The sequence below is a fragment of the Acidovorax sp. FG60 genome, from assembly GCF_057808995.1.
This window is the reverse complement of the sequence record NZ_JBMDJC010000005.1, coordinates 77,598-91,156: the sequence shown is the minus strand read 5'-3', so window position 1 is coordinate 91,156 and position 13,559 is coordinate 77,598. Positions and strand designations below refer to the sequence as shown.

General features: G+C 68.4%; 13 protein-coding genes. 6 read left to right on the top strand and 7 right to left on the bottom strand.

Going from position 1 to position 13,559, the window contains the following annotated elements; genetic code table 11:
- Positions 1 to 9: 9 nt before the first annotated feature.
- On the bottom strand, positions 10 to 2,166 hold the full coding sequence (gene recG / locus ACODS0_RS09390; protein WP_488834506.1) for an ATP-dependent DNA helicase RecG: 2,157 nt from the start codon (positions 2,164 to 2,166) through the stop codon (positions 10 to 12).
- Positions 2,167 to 2,269: 103 nt separating this feature from the next.
- On the opposite strand from recG, the gene ACODS0_RS09385 reads away from it, so the two are divergent.
- From ACODS0_RS09385 to ACODS0_RS09370, 4 genes are all read left to right on the top strand, one after another.
- Positions 2,270 to 3,550 (top strand): cyclic di-GMP phosphodiesterase, encoded by a 1,281-nt coding sequence (locus ACODS0_RS09385; protein ID WP_055395633.1) that lies wholly within the window; start codon positions 2,270 to 2,272, stop codon positions 3,548 to 3,550.
- Between the two features lie 4 nt (positions 3,551 to 3,554).
- Positions 3,555 to 4,511: a 1-phosphofructokinase family hexose kinase gene (locus tag ACODS0_RS09380; RefSeq protein WP_488834504.1), complete on the top strand. Its 957-nt coding sequence runs from the start codon at positions 3,555 to 3,557 to the stop codon at positions 4,509 to 4,511.
- Between the two features lie 90 nt (positions 4,512 to 4,601).
- Entirely contained in the window at positions 4,602 to 5,747 is a 1,146-nt protein-coding gene (gene queA, locus ACODS0_RS09375) for a tRNA preQ1(34) S-adenosylmethionine ribosyltransferase-isomerase QueA (RefSeq protein ID WP_488834502.1), read from the top strand.
- Entirely contained in the window at positions 5,744 to 6,649 is a 906-nt protein-coding gene (locus ACODS0_RS09370) for a DMT family transporter (protein ID WP_488834500.1), read from the top strand. The genes queA and ACODS0_RS09370 overlap by 4 nt, the downstream gene beginning before the upstream one ends.
- A 27-nt stretch (positions 6,650 to 6,676) precedes the next feature.
- Here ACODS0_RS09370 and ACODS0_RS09365 read toward each other — a convergent pair whose 3' ends face one another.
- The 3 genes from ACODS0_RS09365 to ACODS0_RS09355 form a co-directional block, all read right to left on the bottom strand.
- Entirely contained in the window at positions 6,677 to 7,291 is a 615-nt protein-coding gene (locus ACODS0_RS09365) for a hypothetical protein (RefSeq protein WP_488834498.1), read from the bottom strand.
- 85 nt (positions 7,292 to 7,376) lie between these two features.
- Complete coding sequence (locus tag ACODS0_RS09360; RefSeq protein ID WP_488834495.1) at positions 7,377 to 7,646, bottom strand: helix-turn-helix domain-containing protein; 270 nt, start codon at positions 7,644 to 7,646, stop codon at positions 7,377 to 7,379.
- 24 nt (positions 7,647 to 7,670) lie between these two features.
- Positions 7,671 to 8,270: a DUF2975 domain-containing protein gene (locus tag ACODS0_RS09355; protein WP_488834492.1), complete on the bottom strand. Its 600-nt coding sequence runs from the start codon at positions 8,268 to 8,270 to the stop codon at positions 7,671 to 7,673.
- 59 nt (positions 8,271 to 8,329) lie between these two features.
- On the opposite strand from ACODS0_RS09355, the gene ACODS0_RS09350 reads away from it, so the two are divergent.
- Complete coding sequence (locus ACODS0_RS09350) at positions 8,330 to 8,968, top strand: hypothetical protein (RefSeq protein WP_488834489.1); 639 nt, start codon at positions 8,330 to 8,332, stop codon at positions 8,966 to 8,968.
- 29 nt (positions 8,969 to 8,997) lie between these two features.
- Here ACODS0_RS09350 and ACODS0_RS09345 read toward each other — a convergent pair whose 3' ends face one another.
- Positions 8,998 to 10,599 (bottom strand): gamma-glutamyltransferase family protein, encoded by a 1,602-nt coding sequence (locus ACODS0_RS09345; RefSeq protein WP_488834487.1) that lies wholly within the window; start codon positions 10,597 to 10,599, stop codon positions 8,998 to 9,000.
- A gap of 164 nt (positions 10,600 to 10,763) precedes the next feature.
- Positions 10,764 to 11,747, bottom strand: a complete 984-nt coding sequence (locus tag ACODS0_RS09340) for a Bug family tripartite tricarboxylate transporter substrate binding protein (protein WP_488834484.1) — start codon at positions 11,745 to 11,747, stop codon at positions 10,764 to 10,766.
- 155 nt (positions 11,748 to 11,902) lie between these two features.
- Between ACODS0_RS09340 and ACODS0_RS09335 the strand changes: the two genes are divergently transcribed.
- Positions 11,903 to 12,814, top strand: coding sequence for a LysR family transcriptional regulator (locus ACODS0_RS09335; protein WP_488834482.1), 912 nt, complete (start codon positions 11,903 to 11,905; stop codon positions 12,812 to 12,814).
- A gap of 22 nt (positions 12,815 to 12,836) precedes the next feature.
- Here ACODS0_RS09335 and ACODS0_RS09330 read toward each other — a convergent pair whose 3' ends face one another.
- On the bottom strand, positions 12,837 to 13,553 hold the full coding sequence (locus ACODS0_RS09330; RefSeq protein WP_488834480.1) for a uracil-DNA glycosylase: 717 nt from the start codon (positions 13,551 to 13,553) through the stop codon (positions 12,837 to 12,839).
- Positions 13,554 to 13,559 lie beyond the last annotated feature (6 nt).

The window sequence follows — 13,559 nt, the reverse complement described above, 5'->3', positions numbered from 1 at the left end:
CAGGCCGTGTCATGCCTTGAGATAGTCGGATTTTCCACCCAACCAGCGCGCGACGTGCTTTGCGACCAATTCCGGATACCGGTCCAGCATCTGCGGCGCCAGTTCGCGCGCCCATTCGAGCAGGTGCGTGTCGGTCGCCAGGTCGGCAAAGCGCAGCAGCGCATCCCCCGACTGGCGCGCGCCCAGAAACTCGCCGGGGCCGCGAATCTCCAGATCGCGCCGGGCGATCTCGAAGCCGTCGTTGGTTTCCGCCATGGCGCGCAGGCGCTCCTTGGCGGTTTCGCCCACGCGGCCGCTGTCGTTGGTGGCATACAGCAGCACGCAGGCCGAGGCCGCCGCACCCCGCCCCACCCGGCCGCGCAGCTGGTGCAGCTGGCTCAGGCCAAAACGTTCGGCATGTTCGATGACCATGAGGGACGCGTTGGGCACGTCCACGCCCACTTCGATCACCGTAGTGCTGACCAGCACGCCCATCTGGCCGCTGGTGAAGAGCGCCATCACGGCCTTCTTCTCGGCAGTGGGCATGCGCGAGTGCAGCAGACCGACCATGCAGCCCGGCAAGGCCTCGCTCAGATCGGCGTGGGTGGCGGTGGCGTTGGAGAGGTCCAGCGCCTCGCTTTCTTCGATCAGCGGGCACACCCAGTACACCTGCCGCCCGGCCTCCACCTGCGCGCCGATGCGCTCAATCACTTCGTCCTTGCGGCTGTCGGCAATGAGTTTGGTAACGATGGGCGTGCGGCCTGGCGGTAGCTCGTCGATGACCGACACGTCGAGGTCGGCGTAGTAGCTCATGGCCAGCGTGCGCGGGATGGGCGTGGCGCTCATCATCAGCATGTGGGGCTCCATGCCATGGGCTGCGAGTTTCTGCCGCAAGGCCAGCCGCTGCGCCACGCCAAAACGGTGCTGCTCGTCGATGATGGCCAGCGCCAGGTTCTTGAACTGCACCTGCTCCTGGATCACGGCGTGGGTGCCCACCACCAGCGCGGCCTCGCCGCTGGCCACCAGCGCCAGCATGGCCGTGCGGTCCTTCTTTTTCTGCCCGCCCACCAGCCAGGCGACCTTGCGGCCGTGCTGCGCCAGCAGTGGCTCCAGCCAGCCGATCATCTTGGCGAAATGCTGCTCGGCCAGGATTTCGGTGGGGGCCATCAGCGCGCACTGCCAGCCCGCATCCATCGCCAGACAGGCGGCCAGGGCCGAGACCACGGTTTTGCCCGAGCCCACATCACCCTGCAGCAGCCGGTGCATGGGCACCTGGCGGGCCAGGTCGGCGGCAATTTCTTCGCCCACGCGGCGCTGGGCGGAGGTGAGGCTGAAGGGCAGCACGGCCAGCAACTGCTCATGCAGCGGCAAGGCACCGTCGGCGGCTTTTTGGGCGCGCAACACGGGCGCACGCAGCATGTCGCGTGCGCGGCGCGACTGCTGCTGCGACAGCTGCTGGGCCAACAGCTCCTCGGCCTTCAGGCGCTGCCACGCGGGGTGGCTGTGGTCCTCCAGCGTGGACAGCGCCACATCGGGCGTGGGGTGGTGCAAAAAAGTGAGCGCCTCGCGCAGGCTGAATAAGCGCTGGAGGCCATTTTGGCCATAAACCCGAGTCACCGGCGGCTCGGCACCGGGTGGCAGGGTGTCTGACAAGTCCACCCGCGTCAGCGCGCCCACCACCGCACGGCGCAGGTAGGGCTGGGGCAAACCGGCCGTGGTGGGGTAGACGGGCGTCAACGCCGCAGGCAGCTCGCCGCCCGCCACGCGGAACGCCGGGTGCATCATCTGCCGCCCCCAGAAGCCGCCCTTGATCTCACCCCGGATGCGCAGGCGCGCACCCACGGCCAGGGTTTTCTGGTGCGAGGGGTAGAAGCTGAAGAAGCGCAGCTCGCACGAGCCGGTGTCGTCCTCCACCTGCACCAGCAGCTGGCGGCGCGGGCGTAGCTGAATCTCGCTCGCAGTCACCGTGGCTTCGATCTGCACCATCTGCCCGTCGCGCGCATTGGCCAGCGGGGTGATGCGGGTTTCATCCTCGTAGCGCAGGGGCAGGTGCAGGGCGAGGTCGATGTCACGTTGGAGCCCCAGCTTTTGCAGCGCCTTTTGTGCCACCGACGCGCCGCCTTTGGCCGCAGCAGGGGCTGCCGAAGCCTTGGCGCTAAGGGAAACTCTGGGGGCTGCGGCGGGCATGTAGCGGGTTCTGCGAACGACAAGGGCGGGGCAAAAAGGCTACCATGGTTACCGTTGATTACGCCTAAAGACGGGCGTTTATTCAGAGTCCAGGTCCCCTACCATGCTCAAGCGCATTCACATTCAGCATCTCACCCTGGGCATGTATCTGCACGAGTTCTGCGGGTCGTGGATGGACCACCCGTTCTGGCGGGCCAAGTTCTTGCTCAAAGACCCCGGGGACCTGGCCCGGATACAAGCCACTGCCATCCAGGAAATCTGGATTGACACGGACAAGGGGCTGGACGTGGCGGCGGGCACCGCGTCGGTGTCGCGCGAGGAGGCCGACGCGCAGATTGACACCGACTTCAGCCGCCTTGAGGACCTGCCGCCCATCAAAGTCACGCTGCCATCCCCACCGCCACCGCCCAAGCGCAACCGCAATCCTGCGGACATGCATAGCGAACTCAAGATGGCCGCTGCCATCTGCGTGAAATCCAAAGAAGCCGTGGTCTCGATGTTCAACGAGGCCCGCATGGGCCGCGCGGTGGACTCGGCGAGTGCACAGAGCCTGGTGGAAGAAATTTCGGATTCCGTCACCCGCAACCCCGGCGCGCTCATCAGCTTGGCGCGCCTGAAAACGGCCGACGACTACACCTACATGCACTCGGTGGCGGTGTGCGCGCTGATGGTGGCCCTGGCCAAGCAGCTCAAGCTCAAGGACGACCAGCAGCGGCTGGCGGGCATGGCAGGCCTGCTGCACGACCTGGGCAAGGCGGCCATCCCGCTGGCTGTGCTCAACAAGCCCGGCAAGCTCACTGACCAGGAATTCACCGTAGTGCGCAGCCACCCGGTGGAGGGCTACCACATGCTCAAGGAGGGCGGCAACGTGCCCGACGCCGTGCTGGACGCCTGTCTGCACCACCATGAAAAAGTCGATGGCTCCGGCTACCCCGACAAGCTGCAGGGCGAAGGCATCAGCGTGATCGCGCGCATGACGGCCATTTGCGACGTGTACGACGCCATCACCTCCGACCGGCCCTACAAGCGTGGATGGGACCCCGCCGAGTCACTGCGCCGCATGGCCGAGTGGACCAAGGACCATTTCGACGCCCGCATCTTCCAGGCCTTTGTCAAAAGTATCGGCATCTACCCTGTGGGCTCGCTCGTGCGCCTGACCTCGGGCCGCATCGGCGTGGTCACCGAGCAATCGGCCGCCGCACTCACCGCCCCCATGGTCAAGGTGTTCTTCTCGACCAAGTCCGACCTGCGCATCCCCCCCGAAATGGTGGACCTGTCTGCCCCGGGCTGCACCGAGAAGATCGTGGCGCGCGAAGACCCCGACAAGTGGCGCTTTCCGGACCTGAACGAGCTATGGTCAGGCTTTGCCGAAAAGGTCTGGTAGCCCGATGCCCGCACTGATCACCCTCACGCTGAACCCCGCCCTCGACCTGGCCACCACCACCGACCACATTGCACCCACCCACAAGCTGCGCTGCGGCCCGGTGCAGCGCTTTGCGGGTGGCGGCGGCATCAACGTGGCGCGGGTGCTGCACCGCCTGGGCGCAGATGTGTGCGCCTGGGCGCTGGCGGGCGGTGCGGCGGGCACACAGGTACGGCAGTTGCTGGCCGCGGAGGGCGTGCCCACGCTGCTGCAACCAATTTCGGGCGATACGCGCGAGAACTTCTCGGTGGTCGAGACCACCACAAGCCAGGAGTTTCGTTTTGTGCTGCCCGGCCCCACGCTGCAGGCCAGCGAGTGGCAGGCCTGCCTGGATGCGCTGGCTACCCACACACCGCCACCCCGCTGGCTGATTGCCAGCGGCAGCCTGCCGCCTGGCACGCCGGACGACTTCTACGCCCAGCTGGCGCGCGCCGCATCCGGCCGGGGCGTGCGGGTAGCCGTCGACACCTCGGGGCCGCCGCTGGCGGCGGCATTGCAGGCCGGGGTGGCGCTGGTCAAGCCCAGCCTGCGCGAGCTGCGCGACGTGATGCAAAAGCCGCTGGAACATGCGGCCGACTGGTGCACCGCCGCCCAGTCGCTGGTGCACAGCGGCGCTGCCGACATCGTGGCGTTGTCAGTGGGCGAACAAGGCGCCGTGCTGGCCACGCACGAGGGCGTTTGGCAGGCCCCGGCCCTCAATGTACCCGCGACCACCGGCACCACGGGCGCGGGCGACTGTTTTCTGGCGACCCTGGTCTGGGCGCTGGACCGGGGCGATGCGCCGGCCGAGGCCCTGCGCTGGGGCGTGGCGGCCGGAGCGGCCGCGCTGCTGCACCCTGGCACCACGCTCGCACAGGCGGATGACGTGCGGCGGCTGGTGCGCAGTGTGCCCGCGCCGATGGCGTTCACCCCCCAGCCATAGCACCGCGCCTGCAGCGCCCGCACCCGCGTGTGACAATCGCGCCTTCCGCAATTTTTACCTTGGCACGGGCCCGTTCGGCCCTCAAGCACGATGACTGATCTCTCCAGCGGCGCAGCCAGCGCCCCCACAACACCCCGCGTGTTCACCCTCAGCGACTTCGACTTCTCGCTGCCCCCCGAACTCATTGCCCAGCACCCCGCGCCCGAACGCAGCGCCTCGCGCCTGCTGGACGGCCGCGCCATGCAGCCGATGGACCGCATCTTTCGCGAGCTGCCCGGCCTGCTGCGCGAGGGCGACCTGCTCGTCTTCAACGACACGCGCGTGGTCAAGGCACGCATCTTTGGCGAGAAGGCCAGCGGCGGCAAGCTGGAGCTGCTGATCGAACGCGTGTTGCCCGCAGAGGCTGGCAACCCGGGTAATGAAGTCGTGGCCCACATGAAGGTCAGCAAGAAGCCCCTGCCCGGCAGCGTGGTGCACATGGCTGGTGGCCGCAAGGCGGGCGGCTTTGACGCGCAGTTGCTGGGCCGCTGGCCCACCGAGGACGGCCCGCTGTTCCGCTTTGCGCTGCACGGCCCCGCAGGCGATTCGCCCTGGGAACTGATGGACCGCCACGGCCACCTGCCGCTGCCGCCCTACATCGAGCGCCAGCAAAACACCGACCACGACCCCGACGAGGCCGAGGACAGCCAGCGCTACCAGACCGTGTTTGCCCGCAACCCCGGCGCCGTGGCCGCGCCCACGGCCGCGCTGCATTTTGACGAAGGCGTGCTGGCCGACCTGGCCGCACGCGGCATCGAGCGCGCCAGCGTCACGTTGCACGTGGGCGCAGGCACCTTCCAACCCTGCAAGACCGAGAACCTGGCCGAGCACCAGATGCACAGCGAGTGGTACGAGATTCCGCTGGCCACGCTGGCCGCGCTGGAGCGCTGCCGCCAGCGCGGCGGCCGCGTGGTGGCGGTGGGCACCACCACCGTGCGCACACTCGAATCCTGGGCGAAGACGGGCCAGGCCTCGGGCGACACCAACATCTTCATCACACCGGGCTTTGCATTCCAGGTGGTGGATGTGCTCATCACCAACTTCCACCTGCCCAAGAGCACGCTGATGATGCTGGTGAGCGCGTTTGCGGGCTACGCCCACATCATGGGCCTGTACCGGCACGCCATTGCGCATCAGTACCGCTTCTTCAGTTATGGCGACGCCATGCTGCTGGAGCGTGCGCGCGGCACGCCGTGAGTCCCCCCGGCCCTGCGTCGTCGACCAGCCCTGCAGCCCGCCGGCGTGCGGCGCTGGCAGGCATCGCGCTGGCCGTCACGGCCTGCGCGTTCTTTGCGCTGCTGGACACCGCGAGCAAGCTGGTCAGTGTGGGTGTGCCCATCGTCATGGCGCTGTGGATGCGCTATGTATTCCAGTCGCTGCTGACCACGGCCTTCGTGCTGCAACGGGCGGGGCGCCCTGCCCTGCGCACCACACAGCCCCGCTTCCAGGCCTTGCGCGGCGCGCTGTTCGCCATGACCAGCCTGTTCGGCTTCATCAGCCTCACGGCCTTGCCGCTGGCGGAGTTCACGGCCATCGTGGCCACGGTGCCGCTGTGTGTGACGGTGGTGGCGGCCCTGTGGCTGCACCAGCCGGTGAGCCCTTTGCGCTGGCTGCTGGTGGTGACGGGCCTGGCGGGCACGCTGGCCATCATCCGGCCCGGCGGTGATGCCTTCACCTGGGCGCTGCTGTGGCCGCTGTGCATGCTGGCTGCGGGCACCGGCTACCAGGTGCTGAGCAGCAAGATGGCCGGGCACGAGAGCCCCGCTACCACGCAGCTCTACACCAGCTGGATCGCCACCGCGCTGGTGTCGCTGGGCGTGCCGTTCTTCTGGCAGCCGGTGAGCGACCCGTGGCTGTGGGCCGGCATGTTCACCATGGGCCTGTCGAGCGCGGTGGGCCACATGCTGCTGCTCCATGCCTATGCGCGCACCACGCCGGTGACGATCGCGCCGTTCCTGTATTCGCAGATCGGGTTTGCCATGCTGGCGGGCTGGCTGGTGTACCGCCATGTGCCCGATAGCTGGTCGATGGCCGGGATCGCCGCGATCGTGCTCAGCGGCGCGGCCAGCACCTGGCTGACCGTGCGGGAAACGCGCTGACGGCACTGCCCAGCGCCGCCCCAGCATTCAGCGGCAGGTGCTGGTTGGCGCAACGCGGGGCGCGGCCCCCATGGCCGGAGGCTGGTTGGCCGAAGGCAACTCCACACAGTAGGTGCCCCAGGGACCTGCCGCTTGCACCGTGCGCCGGCCCTCTGCGCCGCGCAGGTCGCGCTCGGCAATGCCAGATCCCAAGGCACCCGCTGGAGCGACTTCCCAGCGCTGATGCGGCGGCTGTGGTTGCTGTGCCCCTTGCCGGCGCTGCCAGGCCCGCTCGCGCTGGAGCGCCCGTGCCACATCGTCCATGCTGGGAGCAGCCAGTGGGGCATCACCCGGCCCGGATGCCGGCGCCCGCGGCGCGGGCGCAACTGGCAGTGCGGCGGTCGAGCCCTCCACGCTGCCATCAGGCGCAGCAGGCTCCACAGCGATCGGCCGCCCGCTGCGGGTAACGGCCTGCGTGCGGCCCTGCCCGCTGGCAACGGGTGTGGCGCTCCGGGTTGGGGCGGCAGGCTGGGGCATGGCAGCTGGCAACGGCTCACTGGGCGCCGTGGACGTGGGCAGCGGCGCCAGCGTCACCCATACCATGGCAGGTGCATCGCTGCGCTCGGGCAAAGTCCGCAGAGCACCATCGCTTCTGCTCAGCATCGCCAGAACCAACCCATGCAGCAACAGCGCCCCGGCTACTGCCCAGGCCAGTCGCGGGCCGGAGCGGCGCGTGCCTCGCACTGCCCTAGTCGCCCTGGGCCAAGCCACCAGCCCCGCCACGCGAAGGCGCCTCGCCCTCCTCCGACTCCGCATCGGCCACCCAGGCCAGCAGGTCTGCCGGCTGACACTGCAGATAGCTGCAGATGGCGGACAGGGTCTCGAAACGCACGCCCTTGACCTTGCCGCTCTTGAGCAGGGATAGGTTGGCCTCGGTGATGCCCACATGGGCCGCCAGATCGCGCGACTTGACCTTGCGGCGCGCGAGCATTTCATCCAGGGTCACGACAATCGCCATGGGAAATCCTTCGCTGGCGAGTGGCTAAACAAACGCATCCGCTTCGGCTTGCAGGCGGTGGCCCTCGGCCAGCACGTGCCCCAGGAGCAACATCATCAGCCCCACGACCAATACGCTCATTTCAAACGGTCCCACACTCAGCGCCACCAGGCCGTTCTGCTGACCGGAAGCCAGCCAGGACAGCAGTGCCGTCACTCCCGCCTGGTAGATGAGCGAAGTCACGAACATCGCCAAAAAACCCCAGCCCACGCCACGGAACCCGTGCACCACCGCCGGCCCGAACACGGCCCCGGCCAGAAAGGACCGGCAGATGCGATGCACGCACAGCACCGCATACAGCATGGCTGCAGCGGGAATGCACTCCAGCGCCACGCCCACCCAGCGCCAATGGGTCTCCATGGAGGGCGGCGGTGTGAGGCCAACCAACAAGGCCTGCGAGGGCACCACCGACAGCGGCATCCAGCCACCCCAACCCGTTTCATGCCCGATGGCCGCCCAGCGCGCCATCGACAACACCAGCGATACCAGGGCACACGCCCAGCTGGCCGCCAGAAGGCCCCAGGCCAGGCGGCGAAACGAGGGGCTGTGAACAGAAGATACCGATGGGGGTGAATGTTGCGTCATGATTGGTGAATTTTTCTGTAAAACAATAATAATATACCGTCAAACAAAAATTTATCACCATGCTTTTTTTCCCAACGCCCCTGCGCCCTTTGGCTTTTCTCCGTGCTTTATCGTGTCTTTTGGCCCTGGTGCTGCTGTCGGCCTGTGGCAGTGTGCCGGTGTCATCACTGTGGAAGCTGCGGCAGCTCCAGCTGGAGACGCTGGACCCCGCCGCGCTGCGCGCCGCCGTGGTACACAGCCCGGGCCTGCAGCTTCATGGCAACGCACTGGAGCTCACGGTGAGCGTTTCGCGCACGCTGCGCAAGCCCGGGGGAGCCATCGCCACCGAGCGCCTGGAAGAAAAATTGCCCCTGCAGGAGCTGCGCAGCACGGCCGATCGCAGCGTGCTCGCGGAATATGAAACGCCCCGGACCCATGTGCAGGTCTGGCGGATCGACCCCGCCGCCCTGCCGCGCCTGCAGGCCCTGCGAGAGCGGGCCATGGGCTGGAAAGGCACGGACGATGGTTCCCGTCAGTTGGGCCTGGGGCTGGAACTGTCGGGCTGTCAACAAGGCGGCTCCGGCAGCCGCGTCGTGACCACCCTCTTGCGATTCACCGAAGCAGGGGAATACATCCCGCTGGTGCGCAACCTCGACCTTGCGGAGACGATGCCAGCGCACGAGCTCGCCAAGCGGTTTCCGACCTGCACAACGCGCTGAGCCGCCTCAGTGCGCTGCGCGCAAGGCCGTCAGAACGCTACCGCATGCCCGTCCTTGCGCGGGTCAGAGCCTGCGATGTAGCTGTTGCCGTTCTTGAGCACCAGCTGGGCGCCGCCAAAGGCGAACACGCCATTGCCTTCTTCCACCGTCACCTCGTGCCCGCGCGCGCGCAGCGCGGCGACCACGGCGGTGTCAAAGCCCGGCTCCACGGCCACACCCTTGCCGCCCGTCACGCGCCAGCGGGGCGCGTCGGCAGCCGCCTGCGGGTTCTGGCCGTAGCGCAGCACACGCAGCGCCATCTGCGTGTGGCCCTGGCTCTGCATCGGCCCGCCCATCACGCCAAACGCCATCTGCGGCGTGCCGTCGGCATGCATGGCAAAGGCCGGGATGATGGTGTGCGAGGGGCGCTTGCGCGGCGCCACCTGATTGGCGTGGCCCGGGATCAGGTTGAAGCCATGGCCCCGGTTCTGCAGGCTGATGCCCGTGCCCGGCACCACCACGCCCGAGCCAAAGCCCATGTAGTTGGACTGGATGAACGAGACCATCATGCCGGACGCGTCTGCCGCCGCCAGGTACACCGTGCCGCCGGGGCGCGGCGCGCCGTAGCCGGGGTCGCCAGCGCGCGTGGTGTCGATCAGCGCAGCGCGGCTGCGTAGGTAGTCGGGGTTCAGCAGCGCATCGGGCTTGACGTGCATGGCGTCGATGTCGGCGTTGTACTGGTGCAGGTCGGCAAACGCGAGTTTCATGGCCTCGATGCTGGCGTGCACGGTCTCCACGCTGTCCAGCGGGTGCGTGCCCACACCGTGGGCATCGAGCATGCCCAGCGCCATCAGCGCGGCAATGCCTTGGCCATTGGGCGGGATTTCATGAACCACGGAATCACCAAAGCGCTGCTGAATGGTGCCCACCCAGTCGGCCTGGTGCGCGGCCAGGTCGGCCATCGTCATGGCGCCGCCATGGGCCTGCGAATGTGCTGCGATGCGCTCGGCGATCACGCCGCGGTAGAAAGCCTCGCCCTCGGTCTCGGCAATCAGCTCCAGCGTGCGCGCATGGGCTTCGCTGCGGAAGATTTCGCCCGCCTGGGGCACGCGACCATTCGGCATGAAGCACTCGGCAAACCCGGGCTGCGTGCCCAGCTTGGCCGCGCCCAGCGCCCACAGGCGGGCGATGGTGGGCGACACCGGGAAGCCATTGCGCGCGTAGTCGATGGCGGGCTGGGCCAGTTGTGCAAACGGCAGCTTGCCCAGGCGCTTGGAGAGCGCCACCCAGGCCGACACGGCACCCGGCACGGTGACGGCGTTCCAGCCCGTCTCGGGGATGCCACCCAATTTTTCGAAGTATTCAGGCGTCCACGCTGCGGGCGAGCGGCCCGAGGCATTGAGGCCGTGCAGCTCCTTGCCATCCCACACGATGGCAAACCCGTCGCTGCCCAGGCCGCAGCCCGTGGGCTCCACCACGGTGAGCGCCATGGCGGCGGCAATGGCGGCGTCCACCGCGTTGCCACCGGCCAGAAGCATGCGCAGCCCCGCCTGCGCCGCCAGTGGTTGCGACGTGGAGACCACATTGCGGCCCATCACCGCGCTGCGGTGGGAGGCGTAGGGAAGGGACCAGTCGAGGGCTTGGGGGTTCATGTGATGGGACTCCATGGCGGGCCAGGACCCGCTCGGATGAAAACTGGCGTGTCCGAGGAAAAGGACACCGAGGAAGGGCCGCCCCGCACCGAGGGTGTCGTCCCCTCGCCCGCATCGCGTAGCGGTGCGAGAGCGGGGGGAAGGCGCGCAGCGCCTCAGGGGGGTTATTCAATGCTTATTTTGTGTTGGCGAATCACCGTCGCCCAGCGGTTGCTGTCCGCCTGCACCATGGCACCAAACAGCGCGGGTGTGCGCGGCGCGGCGGGCTCCACGCCCAGCTTGGCCAGGCTCTCGGCCACCTCGGGCGCCTGCACGGCCTTGGCAAAAGCCTTGTACACGCGGTCCACCAAGGCGGGGGGAGCCCCGGCGGGCAGGTACACGCCAAACCAGGTCACCGACGAATAGCCGGGCAGGCCAGATTCGGCCAGCGTGGGCAGCTCGGGCGCCAGGGTGCTGCGCTTTTCGCTGGTCACGGCCAGTGCGCGCAGGCGGCCGGCCTTGGCGTGCGGCATGCCGGTGGGCAGGGAATCGAACAGCACATGCGTCTGCCCGGCAATCAGGTCAGGGATGGCCAGGGCCGTGCCCTTGTAGGGGATGTGCGTCATCTCCACACCCGCCTGGGCGCTGAAGGCGGCCGTGTTCAGGTGCACGATGGTGCCGTTGCCGCTGGTGGCGTAGTTGAGCTTGCCGGGGTGGGCCTTGGCGTAGGCAATCAGTTCGCCCACGGTCTTGACCGGCAGGCTGTTGGTGACCAGCAGCACGCTGGGTGCGTCGGCCACATGGGCCACCGGCGTGAAGTCCTTGCGCGGGTCATAAGCCAGCTTGGGCATGAGGTGGGGCGAGATGGCATGTGTGCTGCTGGTGGTCAGCAGCAGGGTGTAGCCATCGGGTGCGGCCTTGGCCGCCTCGGCCGTGCCCAGGGTGCCGCCCGCGCCGGGCTTGTTGTCCACCACCAGTTGCTGGCCCAGGTCGGCCGCCACGCGCTGGGTGACCACGCGGGCCACCAGGTCGGTTGCGCCGCTGGCGGGAAAGGGCACGATCACCCGCACAGGGCGGTCCGGCCAGTTGGCTTGCGCATGCGCCGCCGCCGACACCACCAACAGGCCCGCCAGGCCCCAGACACCACGGCCCCAGGAAAGTAGACGCATACGCAGCACTCCAGCCAATAAGTTGAACAACACACAGAGAGAGTGGGCCATCTTAGGAAGCTGTGCCTTGCTTGACCACCAGCATTTCGGCAAGCTGCTTTGCCATAGCGGCAAACCGGCGCATACTGCGGCCTCGTTTGGAGAACCCGCCCCCGATGCGCGCCCACCTGCTGCAAGACACCACGCTGCGCTACTTTCTGGAAGTGGCGCAGAGCGGATCACTCACCGAGGCGTCGGCGCGGCTGCATGTGGCCGCCTCGGCCCTGAGCCGCCAGATCGCGGGGCTGGAGGCACAGCTGGGCACCCCGCTGTTCGAGCGCCACCCGCGCGGCATGGTGCTCACAGCGGCGGGCGAGATCCTGGCCGTGCACGCGCGCCGCGCCGTGCTCGACGCTGAACGGGCCCTGGGCGAGATCGGCGCACTACAGGGCCTGCGCGCCGGACAGGTGCGGCTGGCGACCTCCGACGCGTTTGCCAACGAGCTGGTTCCACGCCTGTGCGTCGAGTTTCAGCGCACCCACACCGGCATCCAGTTCAGCGTGATTGCGCTGCCCACGGCCCAGGTGCCCGACGCGGTGCGCAGCGGCGCGGCCGACATCGGCCTGTGTTTCAGCCGCGCGCCGCACAAAGACATCGATGTGGCCTACCGCCAGACCGCGCCCGTGCTGGCCCTGGTCCCGCCCGGCCACCCGCTGGCGGGCGCTGGCAGCGTCACGCTGGCCCAAATGGCCGACTACCCGCTGGCCCTGCCCCCGGCCGAGACCACGGTGCGCCAGATGATCGACATCGTCTGCAGCCGCCAGGGCCTGCAGCTCAGCGCCGTGCTCATCAGCAACCACGCCAAGACGGTGCTCAACTTCGTGGCGCATGGCGGCGGGCTGTCGGTGGCCAGCGAGATCGCAGCGCGCCACCTGGTGGCGGCGGGCGCCATCGTGGCCCTGCCCATCAGCGATGCGGGCATGGACCTGCGCGACCTGGAGGTGCAGACCCTGGCAGGCCGCAGCCTGCCGGTGGCCGTGCAGGCATTCATGGATTTGCTCAAGGAGCGGTTGCCGGGGCCCTGGTAGCCCCGGGTGACTCCCCCCAGACTCAGTAGCCGTGTTCCGCGCGGAACGCCCGCGCCTTGCCAAAGTGCCCGTTGCCGATGAAGGGCACGGGCGGACGCAGCGCCGACAGGGGCGAGGGGTGGTTGGATGTGAGCACCAGATGCCCCCGGTCCTGCGGGATGAAGGCGCGCTTGGACTGCGCGTGCGAGCCCCAGAGCATGAACACCACCGGGCGCGGCCCCTCGGCCACGTGGCGGATCACGGCGTCGGTCAGCGCCTCCCAGCCCTTGCCCGCGTGGCTGGCGGGCTGGCCCTCTTCCACCGTGAGGCCGGTGTTGAGCAGCAACACGCCGTTCTGGGCCCACTTCACCAGGCTGCCGCCCGGCGTGGGAAAGGGCGGGAACGGAACGCCCAGGTCGCGCTGCATTTCCTTGAAGATGTTCTGCAGCGAGGGCGGCAGGCGCACGCCGGGCGCCACAGAAAACGCCAGCCCCTCGGCCTGGCCCCGGCCGTGGTACGGGTCCTGGCCCAGGATGACCACGCGCACGGCGTCGGGCGGTGTCAGCTCCAGCGCGCGCAATGGCTGGGGCGGGAAGACCACCGCCCCGGCGGCAAGCCGCGATTGCAGAAACGCCTGCAGCGCCTGGCCCCGCTCGGCCGCAAAGAAGGCGTCCACCAGGGGCTGCCAGCCGGGCGCCACAGGCCATGCGGCCGGGTCGGCACTCTGGAGCTGGGTGGCGGATTGTGCGGGTGAATTCATGGTCAA